Raw genomic sequence first — 17,806 nt, 5'->3', positions numbered from 1 at the left:
GCAGCTCAGGGAGGCGCAGGTGGCGCAGGTGCCGCAGACGTTCTTCGATGCTCCCGCGGTGCGCACCTGGTGCGGGCTGGCCCTCCAGGCCCTGGGCCGGGCCCGTGAGGAGATCGACGCGATCAACGTCTACCCCGTGGCCGACGGGGACACCGGCACGAACCTGTATCTGACGGTGGAGTCGGCGGTCGCCGCCGTCGAGGCGGTGTTCGCCGGGCACGAGGCGGGTGCCGGAGGGGCTGGGGTGAAGCGGGGAGACCCGGGCGCTTCGGGAGCCGGGGCAGGATCGGGGACCGAGGGCGGCGGAGGGCTCGACGGGGCACCCGGGCTCGAAGGGGCCGAAGGGGCTGAGGGCGCAGGCCCGACCCTCGCCGACGCCGCGCGGGCGATGGCCCACGGCGCGCTCATCGGCGCGCGCGGGAACTCCGGAACGATCCTGGCGCAGCTGCTGCGCGGCATGGCCCAGGTGCTCGCGGCCGACGAGAAGACCGCCCGCGCCGACGGCCAGGGGCTGCGGCTCGCCCTGCGCCACGCGGCGGACTCCGCCCGCCAGGCCGTCGCCCATCCGGTGGAGGGCACGGTCCTCACGGTCGCCACGGCCGCCGCCGACGCGGCCGGCGGTGCCGAGGGCGACTGCGGGACGGTGGCGCGGGCGGCCTACGACGGGGCGCGCGCGGCGCTCGCCGCGACCCCGGGCCAGCTGGCGGTGCTGAAGCGCGCCGGGGTGGTCGACGCCGGCGGACGGGGACTGGTGACGGTGCTCGCGGCGCTGGTGGAGACGTTCACGGGGGAGAGGCCCCGGGCGGTCGAGTCGGCCGCCACCGTGCCGCACGCGCGTGTGGGACACACGGAGGCGGGGGCGACGGGGGCGCCCTGGCAGGGTGGGGAAGGCACGGAGGGACGTACGGGTGCGCGGGCCCATGCACCGGCGGTGGCGCACAAGCGCGTGGCGTCCGTCACGGGCACGGAGGCGGCGCTCGGGCACCTCGGCGAATGCGCCGACGCCCCGGCAGCGATCGACCCGGGCGGCCCCGCCTTCGAGGTGATCTACCTCCTGGAGGCCGAGGACGCGGCGGTGGCCCGGCTGCGGGAGCGGCTCGACGCCCTCGGCGACTCGCTGGTCGTGGTCGGCGGCGACGGGCTGTGGAACGTCCATGTGCACGTCGACGACGCGGGCGCCGCCGTGGAGGCGGGCGTCGAGGCCGGCCGGCCCCACCGGATCAGGATCACGCACTTCGGCGCCGGTGACGTGCACACCACCGGCGCCGAGCCCTCCAGGGAGCGCGCCCAGCGAGCCGTCGTGGCCGTCGTGCCCGGTGAGGGCCTGGCCGGCCTCTACACCGAGGCCGGGGCGACGACCGTGCTCGCCCGCCCCGGGGAGCCGCCCGCCAGCGGCGAGCTCGTCCAGGCCGTACGACGGGCTCACGCGCGCGAGGTCGTGCTGCTGCCCAACGATGCCGAGCTGCGCCACACCGCCGCCGCGGCGGCCGAGCAGGCCCGCGCGGAGGGCATCCGGGTGGCTCTCATCCCGACCCGCTCGGCGGTGCAGGGCATCGCGGCGCTCGCCGTGCACGAGCCCGAGCGCCGCTTCGACGAGGACGTGGTGGCGATGACCTCGGCGGCCGGCGCGACCCGGTACGCCGAGGTCACCGTCGCGGAGCGGCAGTCCTGGACCATGGCCGGCATTTGCCAGGCCGGCGACGTCCTCGGCCTCATCGACGGCGACGTGGCCGTCATCGGCTCCGACGTGATCGCCACCGCTGAGACGGTCCTGGACCGCATGCTCGCGGCGGGCGGCGAAATGGTCACGCTGGTCCTGGGCGACGAGGCGCCCGAGGCCGTCGCCGAACGCCTGGAGGCCCGGGTGCGTGAGGGATACCTCGCCGTCGACACGGTGGTCTACCGGGGCGGACGGCAGGGGACGCTGCTGCTCATCGGGGTCGAGTAGGACCTCGTCCAGCCCTGGCGGTGTTCCGGCCCCGGAGCGACCCAGCTGCGGCCTCGGCGCGGGTCGGGGCCCGGTCGTGGCCCGGTCCCGGCCCAAGCCCAGCCCCCTGCCCCCTGCCCCGGTCGTGGCCCGGTCCCGGCCCGACCCAGCTGCGGCCTTCGCCCCGGTTCCGCCCCGGCTTCGGCGGCCAGCCCCCAGCCCCGCCTCCCCGGTCCCTGCCCGGCTTCGACCCCGGCTCCGGCCTCGGCCAAGCCACGCCCCAACCCGGCCGTGGCCCGGTCCGGCTGCGGCCCAGCTTCGGCCTCGGCCCTGGTCCCTGCCTGGTTTCCACCCCAGTTTTCGGCCTCGGCCCCGGCCCTGCCCGGCTTCGACGCCAGTTGGGGCCTCGGCCCCTGGTTCCTGTCCGGCGTCGACCCAGCTCCGGCCCCCAGGCCGGCTGTGGCCTCCGCCCCGCCCCCCGGCCCAGGCATCCTCCGACGGGATCCGCTTCCGTCAGCCTTCCTGCTCCGCCACGAGCCGGAGCATCTGCTCGGCCTCCGCGCGCCGCGCCCGTACCGCCTCCTCGACGCCGGCACCGTCGTCCGCCCCGGCCTCGTCTGTCGCGTCCGTCCGGTGCGTCTCGTACGCCGCCAGTACCGCACGCGCGCGTGCCCGTGCCTGGGCCGGGCGGCCCAGATCGGCCTCCAGCCAGCCGGCGGCGAGTTCGGCGCCGGTGCGGCTGTGCAGGGCGGCGTCCCCGAGGGAGGAGAACAGCTCGACCGCCCGCACCAGCTGCGTCAGGGCCTCCTCGTACACGGCCGTGTCCGGGGCCTCCTCGGCGTTCTCGGCGACGGACCGGGTGAGCAGGTCACCGAACTGCCGGTGGGTGTGGCCGAGGTCGGCGACGAGCCGGCGCCGGGGCTCCTCGTCGGACGCCGTCTCCAGCGCCGCCTCGCACGCGCGCACGGCGTCCGCCATCAGCTCGCGTGCCCGGGGCCCTCCGTCCTCCGTGCGCAGCATCAGCCACGCCCGGGCCCGCAGGGAGCGGACCAGGCCGTGGACATCGCCGAGCTCGTGCCACAGGCCGCCCGCGCGCGCGTAGGCCCGCTCCGCCTCCTCAGGCAGGCCCGCCTGGCCCAGGGACTCCCCGGCGAGGTGGGCGAGGGTCGCGTGGTCCTGCTGCTCGGGCCAGTGCCGGGCGATCTCGGCGGCCTGCAGACGCCGCTCGGCGGCCGCCCGGTGCTCGCCGAGCTCGCTCAGGCAGTCGCCGAGCCACCACTGCGTCTGGACGAGCGCGCCGTCGCCGTGCGTCTCGGCCGTCAGGTCGGGAAGCACCGACTCCAGTATCTCCGCGGCCTCGGCCCACCGCCCCTGCCGCAGCAGGAGCCCGCCGAGCTGGTGCCGCGCCCAGGCGCCCAGTGTGGCGCTCTCCCCGGCCTCGTCGGCCCAGTGCGCCGCCTCCAGGGCGTGCCCGGCGGCCTCCTCGGCCTCGCCCCGTCCGCCGAGCACCTCGGCGAGCTGGAGGTGCAGCTGTGCCCGGCCGGTCGGCTCCACGTGCGGCCCGCCGTGCTCCAGGGCCGCCCGCAGCGCCCGCTCGGCCTCGGCCGTGTCACCGAGGTGGTGGGCGAGGGAGGCCAGCCGGGCCTCGTACTCCACCGCGAACCACGGCAGTCCCGCCGCGACGTGATCCGCCGCGGCCCGCCGGAACAGCTCCGCGGCCGTCTCCAGGTCCCCGGCTCGCCCCGCCAGCTCCGCGAGCATGCCCTGCGCCTCCGCGGCCCGTGCGGCGAGCCGTACGTCCTGTCCGGTCCGGCCCTCGACGAGCGCGAGGACCTCCCGTGCGGCGGCCTCGGCGGCGCCCTGGGTCTGGTCCTGCCCGGGTCCCTCCGCCTCGTGCACCCGCCGCATCAGGATCCGCGCCCGTGCCATCACCACGGACGCCGTCTGGCGGACCTCCGTGCCGCCCCGCGCGTACAGCGCGAGGACCGTGTCGTAGGGCTCGGACACCGCTGCCAGGGCTTCGTCCACCTCGCCCGCCAGCGCGCGTACGTATGCCGCACGCGCGCGGGCCGCCAGTGCCTCCCCGGGGTCGCCCGCCCGCTCGTACAGCTCGGCGGCCCGCTCGAAGAGCTCGGTGCCTTCGGGGCCGAGGCCCATCGCCTCGTGGTCGGCGATCTCCGCACGGTCGCGCGGGGCCAGCTCCGCCTCCGCCACGCCCTCGGCGGCGCGCGCGACGGCCGCCCACGCCTCGACGGCACGGGGCTGGAGGGTGTCCGACAGCCGCCGCGCCTCGGCGACCAGGGCCGGCAGGTCCGGTTCCCCCGCCGACGCGGTCACCGCAGGGGCCGGCACCGGCACGACCGGCACCGGTGGTGCCGAGCGCACGCCCAGCGGAAGCCGTTCCACCAGCGGCCGCTGGACCATACGCGCGCGTGCCCACTCGCTGACGTACGAGGTTCCGTTGCGCTCGTCGAAGCGCGCGGCGAGCGCCAGGGCCTCCGCACGCGCGTGCGGGGCCAGTTCGCGCGCGGTCCAGTCCCGCCCGGCCGGACCGGGCACCCGCTGCTCGCCGAGCCCCAGCACGGTCAGGCGGTCCATCAGCAGCGCCACCACGCACAGGAAGTCCAGCTTGCTGCGCGGATGCCCGTCGTCCGTGAAGTACGCGGGCCGCTCGGCGAGCAGCTCCAGGCCGCGCGCCTCGTTGCCGCTCAGCGCGCAGAACTCCACGTGGTCCGCGTACGCGCCGCGCATGCTCTCCATGGCCCGCACGAGCCGGAAACCCCGCAGATGGTGGGCGCGCGCCTCATCCAGGCGGCCCAGCCTGAGCAGCGGCACGAGGGAGGACGCGAGCACGTTGTGCGGCTCGTGGGCGCAGGTGAACTCGCCCTCCAAAACCGGCCGCCACACCTCCAGCGCCTCGGCGTCCCGCCCCCGCTCCGCCTGCCACCAGCCCTGCCCGTGCAGCTCGCACGCGTGGCAGTCGGCCATGGCGTCCCGTTCGGCGGCCAGCCAGGCGGCGTACGCCCGTTCGGCCCGCGGCACGTCACCGATGTGCGCCGCCACGCTCAACTCGGCGCTGCGCACGGCCCGTTCGGAGTGCCCGGCGAGCCGGTAGCGGTGCTCCATCTCGCCGAGCCACTTCTCGATGGAGGCGAGCGGGATGTGCGGCTGGCCGAGCATGCCGGACGACATCCACTTGAAGACCCAGTGCAGCGAGTGGGTCTCGTACTCGTCGAAGTCCTCCGGATGTTCGTCCCACATGCGCAGCAGGCGCGCGAAGGGGACGAACATCTTGTCCTTCTCGGAGCTGTAGTTGTAGACCGTCAGCTGGTGCCGGAGCGCCTCGATCACGGCGAGCGGGACGTTCAGCTTCTCCGCCTCGGCGAGCAGATGCTCCGCCCGCGCGTTGCGGGCCGGTCCCTCCGGCTGCTCGGAGTTCTCCGCCAGGGCCCGGCGGAGCGAGTCGAGATCCGTGATGCCGCTCATGAGTGACCGCCCCCGGCCGGGTCCCCGGTGGAGTTCCCCGTCGCGTCGGAGCCGCCGTGCGTGGCCCACTCCAGCAGGCCGATGAACGCCCGGTTCAGCAGCGCCGAGTCGGCGGGCCTGAGCGGGCGTTGCGCCATCAGCAGCGCCTGCCCGTACAGGGACTCAGTGGCGGTGCCGATCAGCTCCGGGTCGGGCAGCGCGCTGATCCGCCGGACCAGCGGGTTGAGGTGGTTGAGCACGAGACGCGCGCGCGGGGCGCTGCCGCGCAGCGAGCCGAGGATGCCCGCCCACAGGTCGTCGGCCCGCGCCTCGGCCTCCGCCCGGGCCTGCTCGTGCCGGGCCTCGCGGTCGTCCAGGTGCAGCGCGGGCACGGACAGCGGATGGAAGGCCCGCAGGACGACGTCACAGCCCAGTGGGTCCAGCTTGGCCCGCGCGGCCGCCAGGAAACCCGACAGGGCCAGCTCCTCGGCCGGGTCGACGGCGTCCAGGTGCGCGGTGACGGTGTCGGCGTCCAGCTCGGCCACGACCGTGCCCGGCCGCACCGACGGCAGCGCCTCGACCAGCTCGCTGTCGTACGTGTAGCCGCCGTTGATCACGCCGACGCCCTGCGCGGACGCGATCGGCGCGACCTGCCGGTACTCCTCGACGGTCCGCGTGAAGTGCACCACCGGGTGGCGCTGCGCGAACTCCTCCAGGGACAGCCGTCCGTCGGTCGTCTCGAACGGCAGCCACGGCAGCATGGTGCGCAGCATCTCCCGGTCGTGCCGCGCCAGCGACTTCACGCCCAGGTGGTGCACCGACAGGAAAGCCGCCAGCCGCTCCGGATCACCGGCGGCCAGGCCCGTCAGCCAGGACCGGATCCTTTCGCCCAGCGCCTCCCGTACGGCGGCCAGCGTCTCGTCCTCGTACAGCGCCTCGCGGGAGGCGGTGGGCCGCAGGCTGTCGGTGTCGAGCACGCAGCGCACGAAGAACGCCCAGTCGGGCAGCAGCTGTTCGGCCCGCTCGGTCAGCAGCATGCCCTTCAGGTGCACGCGGTGGCCCGCGCGCTGCGCCGGGCTGAGCGCCGAGGGGAGCACGTAGGCCACGCCGCGTATGCCGGCCAGCGGCACGTTCAGGTCGATGGTGTCCAGCGGGGTGAAGCCGAACAGGTCATGGCAGTGCCGGGCGAGGGCCACCCTGCGGACGGCCGGGCTCGGATACGGACGGTCCCAGGGCGCGGGCAGGTCGGTGACCGCCTCCTCGCCGACCCGGACGTCGTAGGGGAGCAGCGAGCCGAACTCGCGCGCCAGCGCCAGCACGCGCCTGCCCTCCAGCCACTCGGCGGCACCCGCGCGCGCCACGAGGTGGACGCTCGTGCCCGGCTCGGGCCGTTCGCCGTCCGGCAGCGTGCGCACGGTGTACGAGCCGTCGTCGCGGGCCGTCCACTCCACCGGCGGCGCGTCGGGCGTCCGGGCGCTGCGGCTGACGACACGGATCCGCTCGGCCACCACGAAACAGGCCAGCAGACCGATGCCGAACTGCCCGAGGAAGTCCGAGCGGACCTCCTGCAGCCCCTCGGCGCGTTTGGAACTGCGGCCGATGGTGGCGAGCAAACTGTGCACGTCCGCCTCGGTGAGCCCCGCGCCGGTGTCCTCCACCCGCAGGGCGCCGTCCTCCGCGTACAGCCGCACCCGCGCCGGAGCCCCGGGCTGCTCCGCGCGCCGGGCGGTGACGGCGTCCACGGCGTTCTGCAGCAGCTCGCGCAGATACACCTTGGGACTGGAGTAGAGGTGGTGCGAGAGCAGGTCCACCAGACCACGCAGGTCGACCTGGAACATATGAGGTGAGTGGGATGACTGAGGTGACTGGGATGCCTGTGAGGTCTGGGAGTCCATCGTCGCTGCGCCGGTGGGGGGACTGGCGACGGCGCGGGGTCGGGCGGTCCCGGTGAGGCGGTGACCGCGAGGGATGGCCGGAGCGCGTCATCCTAGAGCCCGGACCAGCGGTCCGACCAGGGGTTTCCGAGACGAGACGGCGATGCCCACCGCGGCCTCTACGGCATTGTCAGTGCCGTGGTGTGCAATGGATCTCGTGCCCGCACTGCGAGAACCACTGGAACAACCCCTGAAGTCGGTGCTCGGCCCCGCCACCGCGAAGGTGATGGCCGAGCATCTCGGCCTGCACACCGTCGGCGACCTCCTCCACCACTACCCGCGCAGATACGAGGAGCGCGGCCAGCTCACCCACCTCGCCGACCTCCCCATGGACGAACACGTCACGGTGGTCGCCCAGGTCGCCGACGCCCGCCTGCACACCTTCGCCTCCTCCAAGGCCCCCGGCGGCAGGGGCCAGCGCCTGGAGGTCACCATCACGGACGGCAGTGGCCGCCTCCAACTGGTCTTCTTCGGCAAGGGCGTTCACAAGCCCCACAAGGAGCTCCTGCCGGGCACCCGAGCGATGTTCGCGGGCAAGGTCTCCGTCTTCAACCGGCGCCTCCAACTCGCCCACCCGGCCTACGAGTTGCTGCGGGGCGACGCGGAGGAGACGGTGGAGAACTGGGCCGGTGCACTCATCCCCATCTACCCCGCGACCGCCAAACTGGAGTCCTGGAAGATCGGCAAGGCGATCCAGACGGTCCTGCCCAACGCCCAGGAGGCGGCCGACCCGCTGCCGCCCGCCCTGCGCGAGGGCCGGGGCCTGGTTCCCCTCCCCGAGGCCCTGCTGAAGATCCACCGGCCGCACACCAAGGCGGAGATCGCCGACGCCCGCGCCCGCCTGAAGTGGGACGAGGCCTTCGTCCTCCAGGTCGCCCTCGCCCGCCGCCGCCACTCCGACGCGCAGCTGCCGGCGGTCCCCCGCAGGCCCGGGCCGGACGGCCTCCTCGCCGCCTTCGACGAGCGCCTCCCCTTCACCCTCACCGAGGGCCAGCGGAAGGTCTCCCGGGAGATCTTCGACGACCTGGCGACCGAGCATCCGATGCACCGGCTGCTCCAGGGAGAGGTCGGCAGCGGAAAGACGATGGTGGCCCTGCGCGCCATGCTCGCCGTGGTCGACGCCGGCGGCCAGGCCGCCATGCTCGCGCCCACCGAAGTGCTCGCCCAGCAGCACCACCGGTCGGTCGTCGAGATGATGGGCGAGCTGGCCGAGGGCGGGATGCTCGGCGGCGCCGAGCGGGCCACCAAGGTCGTACTGCTCACCGGGTCCATGGGGACCGCCGCCCGGCGCCAGGCGCTGCTGGACCTGGCCACCGGCGAGGCCGGCATCGTCATCGGCACGCACGCGCTGATCGAGGACAAGGTGCAGTTCCACGACCTGGGCCTGGTCGTGGTGGACGAGCAGCACCGCTTCGGTGTGGAGCAGCGCGACGCCCTGCGCGGCAAGGGCAAGCAGCCGCCGCACCTGCTCGTCATGACCGCCACCCCCATTCCGCGCACGGTCGCCATGACCGTCTTCGGCGACCTGGAGACCTCCGTCCTCGACCAGTTGCCGGCCGGGCGTTCCCCGATCGCCAGCCATGTCGTACCGGCCGCCGACAAGCCGCACTTCCTGGCGCGGGCCTGGGAGCGCGTGCGCGAGGAGGTCGCGAACGGGCATCAGGCGTACGTCGTCTGCCCCCGGATCGGCGACGAGGAGGACGACCCGAAGAAGGGCGGCAAGAAGAAGTCCCCGGAGGACGAGGCCGACAAGCGCCCCCCGCTCGCCGTCCTCGACGTCGCCGACCAGCTTGCGAACGGGCCCCTCAAGGGACTGAAGGTCGAGGTCCTGCACGGCAGGATGCAGCCCGACGACAAGGACGCGGTCATGCGCCGCTTCGCCGCCGGGGAGACCGACGTCCTGGTCGCCACGACCGTCATCGAGGTCGGCGTCAACGTCCCGAACGCCACCGTCATGGTGATCATGGACGCCGACCGCTTCGGCGTCTCCCAGCTGCACCAGCTGCGCGGCCGGGTCGGCCGTGGCTCGGCTCCCGGGCTGTGCCTGCTGGTCACCGAGATGCCGGAGGCGAGCGCGGCCCGGCAGCGGCTCAACGCCGTCGCGTCCACCCTCGACGGCTTCGAGCTCTCCCGTATCGACCTCGAACAGCGCCGCGAGGGCGACGTCCTCGGCCAGGCCCAGTCCGGCACCCGCTCCAGCCTCCGGATGCTCGCCGTCATCGACGACGAGGAGATCATCGCCGAGGCCCGCGAGGAGGCCACCAAGGTCGTCGCCGCCGACCCGGAGCTGACCGGCCTCCCCGCCCTCCGCACGGCACTGGACGCCCTGCTGGACGAGAAGAGGGAGCAGTACCTGGAAAAGGGATGAGCGCTCCCGCTCCGGGCGCCTGACTGTGCCGACACATGCGGCTGAGCCGCGTGGGCGCGAGCAGCCCAGCGAACAGCCCAGGACGGCGAAGCACCCCCCTCGCCCGCCTGCCAGACTGGACCCGTAACCACACCCCCGGACAAGGATCCACAATGACCCGCGTGATCGCCGGCGCAGCGGGCGGACGCCGCCTGGCCGTCCCGCCAGGGCAGGGCACGCGCCCCACCTCCGACCGCGCCCGTGAGGGCCTGTTCTCCACCTGGCAGTCCCTCCTCGGCGGTCCCCTCGACGGCGAACGGGTCCTCGACCTGTACGCCGGCTCCGGCGCCGTCGGCCTGGAGGCCCTGTCCCGGGGCGCGGGCCACACCCTCCTCGTGGAGGCCGACGCCCGAGCCGCCCGCACCGTCAGGGAGAACGTGAAGAATCTCGGCCTGCCCGGAGCCGAGGTGAGAGCGGGCAAAGCCGAACAGGTCATCAAGGCGCCGCCCCCGGGCGAGCCGTACGACATCGTCTTCCTGGACCCGCCGTACGCCGTCTCGGACGACGATCTTCGCGAGATCCTGCTCACACTCCGCACGGAGGGGTGGCTCGCGGAGGAAGCCCTCGTCACCGTGGAGCGCAGCACCAGAGGCGGCGAATTCCGGTGGCCGGAGGGCTTCGAGGCGCTCCGGGCCCGTCGCTACGGCGAGGGAACGTTTTGGTACGGTCGCGCCGCCTCTACGTGCGAAGACGCACCATGACCGGACCGGAGAGCGAGGGATCACAAGTGCGCCGCGCCGTCTGTCCCGGGTCGTTCGACCCGATCACCAACGGACACCTCGACATCATCGCCCGCGCCTCCAGGCTGTACGACGAGGTCTACGTCGCGGTGATGATCAACCAGTCCAAGAAGGGCCTGTTCGAGATCGACGAGCGGATGGACCTGATCCGCGAGGTCACCGCCGAGTACGCGAACGTCCGCGTCGAGTCCTTCCACGGCCTCCTCGTCGACTTCTGCAAGCAGCGCGACATCCCGGCCATCGTCAAGGGCCTGCGCGCGGTCAGCGACTTCGACTACGAGCTGCAGATGGCCCAGATGAACAACGGCCTCTCCGGCGTCGAGACCCTGTTCATCCCCACCAACCCCACCTACAGCTTCCTGTCGTCCTCCCTCGTCAAGGAGGTCGCCAACTGGGGCGGCGACGTCTCCCACCTGGTGCCGCCGGCGGTGCTGGACGCCCTCGCCGAAAAGCTCAACAGGGACTGACACCACCCCGCGGGCCCCTGGCCGTGCTGACAAACCGTCACCCGGTGTCCGCCGGACACCCCAGGGCCGTACAGTCGTCCCGTCCGTCTCCAATCACCCGGCTGTAGAGAGTGGCGAGCACACGGTGGACGTGCAGAAGAAGCTCGACGAGATCGTCACGATGGTCTCCGGGGCCCGGTCCATGCCCATGTCGGCCTCGTGCGTGGTCAACCGCGCCGAACTGCTGTCGATGCTGGAGGAGCTGCGCGGCGCGCTGCCCGACTCCCTCGCCCAGGCCCAGGAGCTGATCGGCGACCGCGAGCAGCTGGTCGAGCAGGCCCGCCAGGAGGCCCAGCGGATCATCGAGAGCGCGCACGCCGAGCGCGGCTCCCTGATCTCCGACACCGAGATCGCCCGCCGTTCCCAGGCCGAGGCGGACCGGATCCTCGCCGAGGCCCGCAAGGAGGCCGAGGAGATCCGAGCAGAGGCCGACGACTACGTCGACTCCAAGCTCGCCAACTTCGAGGTCGTCCTCACCAAGACCCTCGGCTCGGTCGGCCGCGGCCGCGAGAAGCTCCTCGGCACCGGCCCGGGCACCGACGAGAACGGCTACGAGGACGAGGACGCCCCCGAGCGCAGCCACGACCCCGAGACCCTGCGCCGCACCGCCGACGAGTACGTCGACGTCAAGCTCGGCGCCTTCGAGGCGGTCCTCGCCAAGACCCTGGAGGCCGTCGGCCGGGGCCGCCAGAAGCTGCACGGCCGGATCGCCACCGACGACCTCGGCGCCCTGGCCGACGACACCAGCACGGTCCAGCACTCCAGCGACGCCGACTACCTCGCCGACCTGGCGGCCATCGCGGAACCGCCCGCCGAGCGGCAGCAGGCCCCGCAGCCCCAGTACGACCAGCAGCCCGCCTACGGCTACCAGCAGCAGCCCGACCAGTACGGCGGCTATCAGCAGCAGTACGGCGGCCAGCAGGACCCCTACGGCTACCAGCAGCAGGCCGATCCGTACGCCTACCAGGGCTACGACGCCCAGCAGGCCCCCTACGACCCGGACCAGGCCCCGCAGCACCAGCAGTCACAGCAACCCCAGCAGGGGTACGCCCTCGACGAGACCAGCCTCTTCGACACCAGCATGATCAGCGCGGAGCAGCTGCGGGCCTACGAGCAGGGCCGGGGCCAGTAGCCTCACCGGCCGGATTGGGCCGTCAGCGAAAGGTCCAGTATCCTGGCTCTTCGGTCGCGCGTACGTCCGCGATCACCGCTGCCCGGCAACACCGAAGGGCGGCGTCCCCCTCAGCTCAGAAGATCGAAAGCAGGAATGGCTCTGAACGCCCGCCTCGACCACCGCAACCCTCTCGTGTTCGACACGCACGAGCTGGGGCGGCGGCCTGGTGCGCTGCAGCGCCTGACCCGCACGGTCGAGGCTCCCAAGGACTTCGGTATCAAGGAAGTCGTCGGAGTGCCGGAAGGCGCCCCGGTGGAGCTCGAACTCCGGCTCGAATCGGTCATGGAAGGTGTGCTCGTCACAGGCACCGCCCGTGCCACGGCCGAGGGGGAGTGCGTAAGGTGTCTGGAGCCGCTTCAGCTCGACGTCGAAGCGGACCTCCAGGAGATGTTCTCGTACCCTGACGCCGACGACCGGGGCCGCCCCAAAGCGGAACCGGCCGACGACGCCGAGGAAGACGAGGACAGGCTCTTCGTCGAGGACGGTTTGTTCGACCTCGAACCAGTGCTGCGCGATGCGGTGGTGCTCGCACTGCCGATGCAGCCGGTGTGCCAGGAAGACTGCCCGGGTCTGTGCTCCGAGTGCGGAGTGCGGCTCGCTGACGACCCGGACCACCACCACGACGCCGTCGACATCCGTTGGGCGGCTTTGCAGGGATTCGCCGACACCATGAAGGCCGGCGACAAGGACGACACGAGCGGCGCCGAAGCGGGCGTCGACGAGAAGCAGGAGAAGTAGCCGTGGCTGTTCCGAAGCGGAAGATGTCGCGCAGCAACACGCGCCACCGCCGGTCGCAGTGGAAGGCTGCGGTCCCCACCCTGGTTGCGTGCGAGCGCTGCCACGAGCCCAAGCAGCAGCACATCGCGTGCCCGTCGTGCGGCACCTACAACAAGCGCCAGGTCCTCGAGGTCTGAGCGGCTGGTGAGAGGCACTGTGTCCACCCCCAAGAAGGCGGAAGACGCCAAGGCGGACTCACACGCCAGGAAGAAGTTGGACAACCAGGCCTCGTCCCACACGCTTCTGGAAGGGCGGCTCGGCTACAAGGTCGAGTCCGCCCTTCTGGTGCGAGCACTGACCCACCGGTCGTACGCATACGAGAACGGCGGTCTGCCGACCAACGAGCGGCTAGAGTTCCTCGGGGACTCCGTTCTCGGTCTGGTCGTCACGGACACGCTGTACCGCACCCACCCCGACCTGCCCGAGGGCCAGCTGGCCAAGCTGCGGGCCGCGGTGGTGAACTCGCGTGCGCTCGCCGAGGTGGGCCGCGGACTCGACCTGGGCTCCTTCATCCGGCTCGGCCGCGGTGAAGAGGGCACGGGCGGCCGGGACAAGGCGTCCATCCTCGCCGACACCCTCGAAGCGGTGATCGGCGCGGTCTACCTCGACCAGGGCCTGGACTCGGCGGCGGAGCTGGTGCACCGCCTGTTCGACCCGCTGATCGAGAAGTCCTCCAACCTCGGTGCCGGCCTCGACTGGAAGACCTCTCTCCAGGAGCTCACCGCGACCGAAGGGCTCGGCGTCCCCGAGTACCTGGTCACGGAGACCGGCCCCGACCACGAGAAGACCTTCACTGCTGCCGCCCGCGTCGGAGGCGTCTCGTACGGCACCGGCACCGGCCGCAGCAAGAAGGAGGCGGAGCAGCAGGCCGCCGAGTCCGCCTGGCGGTCCATCCGGGCCGCGGCGGACGAGCGCGCCAAGACGGCTGCCGCCGAGCCCGTCAGAGCCGAGGCAGACGCGGCCACGGAAGCCGCCGCGGCCGCGGAGGCCGACGCCTGAACGGGCTGACCCACACCACCCTCACCCGGCCGGGAAGTGCCCCGGCCGGGTGACGGCTTTGTACCGGGGGAAGCGTGTCCGGAAGCATCGCACAGCGCCCCCGCCTCCGCGCGGACCGAGCAGGCCCCCGCGCTACGCTGCGGAGACCTTCCACGCACCCGTCCGGAGAAGAATCGTGCCTGAGTTGCCCGAGGTCGAGGTCGTACGGCGCGGCCTGGAGCGGTGGGTCGCCCACCGGACCGTAGTCGAGGCCGAGGTGCTGCACCCGCGAGCGGTGCGCCGTCATGTCGCCGGTGCCGACGACTTCGCGCAGCGACTCAAGGGCCACCGCATCGGCACGCCCAGCCGCCGCGGCAAGTACCTGTGGCTGCCCCTGGAGGACTCCGGCGAGGCGGTCCTGGCCCACCTCGGCATGAGCGGCCAGCTGCTCGTCCAGCCGCACGACGCGCCCGACGAGAAACACCTCAGGATCCGGGTGCGTTTCGCCGACGACGTGGACACCGAGCTCCGCTTCGTCGACCAGCGCACCTTCGGCGGCCTGTCGCTGCACGACACCACCCCCGAGGGCCTGCCCGACGTCATCGCGCACATCGCCCGTGACCCGCTCGACCCCCTCTTCGACGACGAGGCCTTCCATCAGGCCCTGCGCCGCAGGCGCAGCACCGTCAAACGGGCCCTGCTCGACCAGTCGCTGATCAGCGGCGTCGGCAACATCTACGCGGACGAGGCCCTGTGGCGCGCCCGGCTCCACTACGAGCGCCCCACCTCAACCGTCACGCGCCCGCGCACCTTCCAGCTCCTGGGCCACGTTCGGGACGTCATGAACGCCGCCCTCGCGGTGGGCGGCACCAGCTTCGACAGCCTCTACGTCAACGTCAACGGCGAGTCGGGCTACTTCGACCGGTCGCTGGACGCGTACGGCCGTGAAGGCCAGCCCTGCCGACGCTGCGGCACGGCCATGCGGCGACGGCCCTGGATGAACCGGTCCAGCTACTTCTGCCCGAAGTGCCAGCGCCCGCCGCGCATCAGCCCCTGACGTCCCGCGCCCGCCGGGCGTCGTAGCGCTCGCGCGCCGCCAGCACCTCGTCCATGCTGCCCTCGACGAAGTGGACGAGGGACAGCAGCCGCTCGGCCACCCCGCGGCCCAGCGGGGTCAGCTCGTAGTCCACGCGGGGCGGGTTGGTCGGCTGTGCCTCGCGGTGCACCAGACCGTCGCGCTCCAGCGCGTGCAGCGTCTGGGACAGCATCTTCTCGCTCACACCGTCGACGCGGCGGCGCAGCTCGTTGAAGCGCAGGGAGCCCTCGTACAGGGCGCAGAGCGTGATCCCGCCCCAGCGTCCCGTCACATGCTCCAGGGTGCCGCGCGAGGGGCAGGCCTTGGCGAACACGTTGTACGGGAGGTCCTGCTCCTCCGTGCGCTCCGGAGTGGTCGTCATAGGTCAAGACTACGCCAGCGCAGCGCTGACTGACAGGTTGCGCTAACCAGGAGTTAGCGCACCTGCCGGCTGCCGTGGCGCTGCGCGTGGCCTCTAGTAGCCGAAGTTCTGCACCCACCACGGGCCGCCCGACCCGAAGTGGACGCCCACGCCCAGCGTCTTGAAGTCGCAGTTCAGTATGTTGGCCCGGTGCCCCGGGCTGTTCATCCAGGCCTCCATCACGGCCTCGGCGTCGGCCTGGCCGCGGGCTATGTTCTCGCCGCCGAGGTCGGATATGCCTGCCTTCTCGGCCCGGTCCCACGGCGTCGCGCCGTCGGGGTCGGTGTGGTCGAAGAAGCCCCGCTCCGCCATGTCCTCGCTGAACGCCTGGGCCAGCCCGGTCAGCGCGCTGTTCGCGGCAACCGGGCTGCAGCCGACTTTGGCCCGCTCCTCGTTCACGAGCCTGAGGACCTGGGCCCCGGCGGCGGCCTCCGCCGAGACGGCGGCCGGCACGCGGGGCTTCACCGGAGCCTGGGTGACGACCTTGCGGGACGGAGTCGTCTTCGGCTTCTCGCTCGGGGTCGCCGTCGGCTTCTTCTTCTCCGGCGTCTTCGTCGGCGTGGCCGAGGAGGTCGAGGGAGACGGGGAGGGGGAGGTGGAGCGTTCGGCGTCCCGGCTGGCCGGCGTGTCCTCCCGCGCGCCCGGGGTGCCGGCGCTGTCGGCGCTGCCGGAGGCGCCGCCCAGCTCGCTCGGCGAGTTGGTCGGCGAGTCGGCCGCCTGGACCTTGTCGCCGCTACTGCTGCCACCGCCCAGCTTGTAGTTGTCGAGGCCGGGAACCGCGCCCGTGGCGACGGCCACCGTGCCCAGGGCGACCGCGGCGGAGACCCCGAGCAGCCCACTGCGCACCGGTGTCGCGGCCTTCTTCTTCCGCCGCCGGTGAGCCCCCGCGCGCCGGGCGCCGCCGTCGGGCGTGAAGCCGTCGCTCGCGAAGACGGCGCTGTCGTCGGACCGGGGGTGGCCCGCTTCCGCCGCGTAGCCCTCGCCCGGGTGGCCGTCTCCGGTGAAGCCGTCACCGGCGGCGCCGTCCGTGGCGTACAGGTAGGCCTCGCTCTGCGCGTAGGTCTCGGCGTACTCCTCGGGGTTCAGGTAGGGGGCGATGCCCCGGGTGGGACGTTCGGCGGCGTACGAGCCCAGCGGGTCCTGGCTCCCGTAGGAGGAGCCGTCGGTGTGTGTGACCCCCGTGGCGCGGCCCGTGGCGGCGCGGCCGGCGGCGGAGCGTCGGTGGCGTCCCATGTCCTGGCCTTCCTCGTCCTTGCGGTCGACTGGTCCTCACGATCAACACGAAACTCACACGATCGAGTGAGTTTCATATGAGATTCATGGGTGGGGACGGTACCGCATGACGCGAGAGGACGAAGTGCCCGCAGAGACTTTGGCCCGTTAGGTTGCACTCATGAGCGAGGATGTGCGACTGGTCGCCTGGGTGCGAGGACGCGTCCAAGGTGTGGGTTTCCGCTGGTTCACGCGGGCCAAGGTCCTGGAGATCGGCGGCCTGAGTGGTTTTGCTCTCAATCTGGACGACGGGCGGGTCCAGGTCGTCGCGGAGGGCCCGCGCAAGGGCTGCGAAGGGTTGCTGGAGTGGCTCCAGAGTGACGACACGCCCGGGCGCGTGGACGGCGTCACCGAGATCTGGGACACACCTCGCGGCGGCTACGACGGCTTCGCCATCCGCTGATCCCGAACCCCCGGGCGGCCCCGCCGGCCGCCCCCCAACCCGCCCGCGCCGACCGCCCGGAAGGGAAACGGCCTGGTGATTGCCAAGAGCCCCTTGCCGTGACAGGCTCCAGGCGCAAGGATGATCGCCACGCCCCGAGGGCCCGCAGGAGTCGCAGCGCCGCCGTTCCCGGCCGCGCGCCCCCGGGTTGCCCGCCAATACGGGGCGTGATCGTGTTGACCGTCAAACTTTTTGGTGAGACGCTGAAAGCACCCCGCGCACCTAGCTGTTTGGCATGGCTGAACGGCAGCACAACTCCAGGCATGTCAAGCACCGCGGGTGCGAATCCCTCACGACCCACACCGCTTCGGTCGGTCACTCAGTGTGGAGGACCATCCATCATGGCAAAGGCGCTTCTCGGTTACGTCGGCGGCTCCGACCCTCGACTCCTCGCCGAGATGCGACGGCTCCAGCAGCGCGTCCAGGACCTGGAATCCGAGCTCGTACGGATCCAGGCGGAGAACGACGCCCTGCAGGCTGCCGCTTCTCACGACAGGATCATGGAGAGCGTTGACGCACACCAGGCGGAGCCTGCGCTCACCTGATCACTGCACCGCTCCACAACAGCACAGCAGTGGTTGGGCCCGCCCGTCACAACCGCTATCTCAGAAGTGCAAGGGACGCCTCGGCGTCCCTTCTTTCTTGCCCCCGCGCATCCTTTCACTGTCTTTAACGTCTGGTGTGCCCT

15 protein-coding genes are annotated in these 17,806 nt (G+C 72.6%); 11 read left to right on the top strand and 4 right to left on the bottom strand.

The window, feature by feature from the left end; translation table 11 throughout:
* Nucleotides 1-19 precede the first annotated feature (19 nt).
* The gene (locus ACFPZJ_RS33920; RefSeq protein ID WP_381029817.1) at nucleotides 20-1,948 is read left to right on the top strand and encodes a DAK2 domain-containing protein; all 1,929 of its coding nucleotides are present in this window, start codon (nucleotides 20-22) and stop codon (nucleotides 1,946-1,948) included.
* Between the two features lie 492 nt (nucleotides 1,949-2,440).
* Here ACFPZJ_RS33920 and ACFPZJ_RS33915 read toward each other — a convergent pair whose 3' ends face one another.
* Nucleotides 2,441-5,413: a tetratricopeptide repeat protein gene (locus ACFPZJ_RS33915; protein WP_381029814.1), complete on the bottom strand. Its 2,973-nt coding sequence runs from the start codon at nucleotides 5,411-5,413 to the stop codon at nucleotides 2,441-2,443.
* Nucleotides 5,410-7,287: an HSP90 family protein gene (locus tag ACFPZJ_RS33910; RefSeq protein WP_381029812.1), complete on the bottom strand. Its 1,878-nt coding sequence runs from the start codon at nucleotides 7,285-7,287 to the stop codon at nucleotides 5,410-5,412. The genes ACFPZJ_RS33915 and ACFPZJ_RS33910 overlap by 4 nt, the downstream gene beginning before the upstream one ends.
* A gap of 187 nt (nucleotides 7,288-7,474) precedes the next feature.
* On the opposite strand from ACFPZJ_RS33910, the gene recG reads away from it, so the two are divergent.
* The 8 genes from recG (at nucleotide 7,475) to mutM (ending at nucleotide 14,965) form a co-directional block, all read left to right on the top strand.
* A complete protein-coding gene (recG, locus tag ACFPZJ_RS33905; RefSeq protein WP_381029809.1) occupies nucleotides 7,475-9,694 on the top strand; it encodes an ATP-dependent DNA helicase RecG in 2,220 nt (739 codons plus the stop codon).
* Between the two features lie 152 nt (nucleotides 9,695-9,846).
* Entirely contained in the window at nucleotides 9,847-10,434 is a 588-nt protein-coding gene (gene rsmD / locus ACFPZJ_RS33900) for a 16S rRNA (guanine(966)-N(2))-methyltransferase RsmD (protein WP_381029807.1), read from the top strand.
* Nucleotides 10,435-10,460: 26 nt separating this feature from the next.
* A complete protein-coding gene (coaD, locus tag ACFPZJ_RS33895) occupies nucleotides 10,461-10,940 on the top strand; it encodes a pantetheine-phosphate adenylyltransferase (protein ID WP_381030080.1) in 480 nt (159 codons plus the stop codon).
* A gap of 124 nt (nucleotides 10,941-11,064) precedes the next feature.
* Nucleotides 11,065-12,111 (top strand): ATP synthase F0 subunit B, encoded by a 1,047-nt coding sequence (locus ACFPZJ_RS33890; protein ID WP_381029804.1) that lies wholly within the window; start codon nucleotides 11,065-11,067, stop codon nucleotides 12,109-12,111.
* Nucleotides 12,112-12,246: 135 nt separating this feature from the next.
* Nucleotides 12,247-12,891 (top strand): YceD family protein, encoded by a 645-nt coding sequence (locus ACFPZJ_RS33885; RefSeq protein WP_381029802.1) that lies wholly within the window; start codon nucleotides 12,247-12,249, stop codon nucleotides 12,889-12,891.
* Between the two features lie 2 nt (nucleotides 12,892-12,893).
* On the top strand, nucleotides 12,894-13,067 hold the full coding sequence (gene rpmF, locus ACFPZJ_RS33880; RefSeq protein WP_003951102.1) for a 50S ribosomal protein L32: 174 nt from the start codon (nucleotides 12,894-12,896) through the stop codon (nucleotides 13,065-13,067).
* Between the two features lie 7 nt (nucleotides 13,068-13,074).
* Nucleotides 13,075-13,929, top strand: coding sequence for a ribonuclease III (rnc, locus tag ACFPZJ_RS33875; protein WP_381029800.1), 855 nt, complete (start codon nucleotides 13,075-13,077; stop codon nucleotides 13,927-13,929).
* A gap of 175 nt (nucleotides 13,930-14,104) precedes the next feature.
* Nucleotides 14,105-14,965, top strand: a complete 861-nt coding sequence (gene mutM / locus ACFPZJ_RS33870) for a bifunctional DNA-formamidopyrimidine glycosylase/DNA-(apurinic or apyrimidinic site) lyase (protein WP_381029797.1) — start codon at nucleotides 14,105-14,107, stop codon at nucleotides 14,963-14,965.
* On the opposite strand, the gene ACFPZJ_RS33865 is transcribed toward mutM, so the two are convergent.
* Together ACFPZJ_RS33865 and ACFPZJ_RS33860 are read right to left on the bottom strand one after the other, a co-directional pair.
* Nucleotides 14,955-15,365, bottom strand: a complete 411-nt coding sequence (locus ACFPZJ_RS33865; protein WP_381029794.1) for a winged helix-turn-helix transcriptional regulator — start codon at nucleotides 15,363-15,365, stop codon at nucleotides 14,955-14,957. The genes mutM and ACFPZJ_RS33865 overlap by 11 nt on opposite strands.
* Before the next feature lie 93 nt (nucleotides 15,366-15,458).
* On the bottom strand, nucleotides 15,459-16,637 hold the full coding sequence (locus ACFPZJ_RS33860; RefSeq protein WP_381029792.1) for a CAP domain-containing protein: 1,179 nt from the start codon (nucleotides 16,635-16,637) through the stop codon (nucleotides 15,459-15,461).
* A gap of 160 nt (nucleotides 16,638-16,797) precedes the next feature.
* Here ACFPZJ_RS33860 and ACFPZJ_RS33855 point away from each other — a divergent pair, with 160 nt between their 5' ends.
* Both ACFPZJ_RS33855 and ACFPZJ_RS33850 read left to right on the top strand, forming a co-directional pair.
* Nucleotides 16,798-17,079, top strand: coding sequence for an acylphosphatase (locus ACFPZJ_RS33855; protein WP_381029790.1), 282 nt, complete (start codon nucleotides 16,798-16,800; stop codon nucleotides 17,077-17,079).
* Between the two features lie 380 nt (nucleotides 17,080-17,459).
* Complete coding sequence (locus ACFPZJ_RS33850) at nucleotides 17,460-17,663, top strand: hypothetical protein (RefSeq protein ID WP_103781684.1); 204 nt, start codon at nucleotides 17,460-17,462, stop codon at nucleotides 17,661-17,663.
* Nucleotides 17,664-17,806: the final 143 nt, after the last annotated feature.

This window comes from Streptomyces bullii (assembly GCF_042657145.1).
Lineage (GTDB): Bacteria > Actinomycetota > Actinomycetes > Streptomycetales > Streptomycetaceae > Streptomyces > Streptomyces bullii.
This window is presented reverse-complemented; position numbering and strand designations above follow the sequence as displayed.

What these genes read in the sequence shown, in the direction of transcription:
- ACFPZJ_RS33885 (WP_381029802.1), top strand. Translation starts at nt 12,247, where the DNA reads ATGGCTCTGAACGCCCGCCTCGACCACCGCAACCCTCTCGTGTTCGAC.
- ACFPZJ_RS33910 (WP_381029812.1), bottom strand. Translation starts at nt 7,287, where the DNA reads ATGGACTCCCAGACCTCACAGGCATCCCAGTCACCTCAGTCATCCCAC.
- ACFPZJ_RS33855 (WP_381029790.1), top strand. Translation starts at nt 16,798, where the DNA reads ATGAGCGAGGATGTGCGACTGGTCGCCTGGGTGCGAGGACGCGTCCAA.
- recG (WP_381029809.1), top strand. Translation starts at nt 7,475, where the DNA reads ATGGATCTCGTGCCCGCACTGCGAGAACCACTGGAACAACCCCTGAAG.
- ACFPZJ_RS33865 (WP_381029794.1), bottom strand. Translation starts at nt 15,365, where the DNA reads ATGACGACCACTCCGGAGCGCACGGAGGAGCAGGACCTCCCGTACAAC.
- ACFPZJ_RS33850 (WP_103781684.1), top strand. Translation starts at nt 17,460, where the DNA reads ATGGCAAAGGCGCTTCTCGGTTACGTCGGCGGCTCCGACCCTCGACTC.
- ACFPZJ_RS33915 (WP_381029814.1), bottom strand. Translation starts at nt 5,413, where the DNA reads ATGAGCGGCATCACGGATCTCGACTCGCTCCGCCGGGCCCTGGCGGAG.
- rsmD (WP_381029807.1), top strand. Translation starts at nt 9,847, where the DNA reads ATGACCCGCGTGATCGCCGGCGCAGCGGGCGGACGCCGCCTGGCCGTC.
- ACFPZJ_RS33860 (WP_381029792.1), bottom strand. Translation starts at nt 16,637, where the DNA reads ATGGGACGCCACCGACGCTCCGCCGCCGGCCGCGCCGCCACGGGCCGC.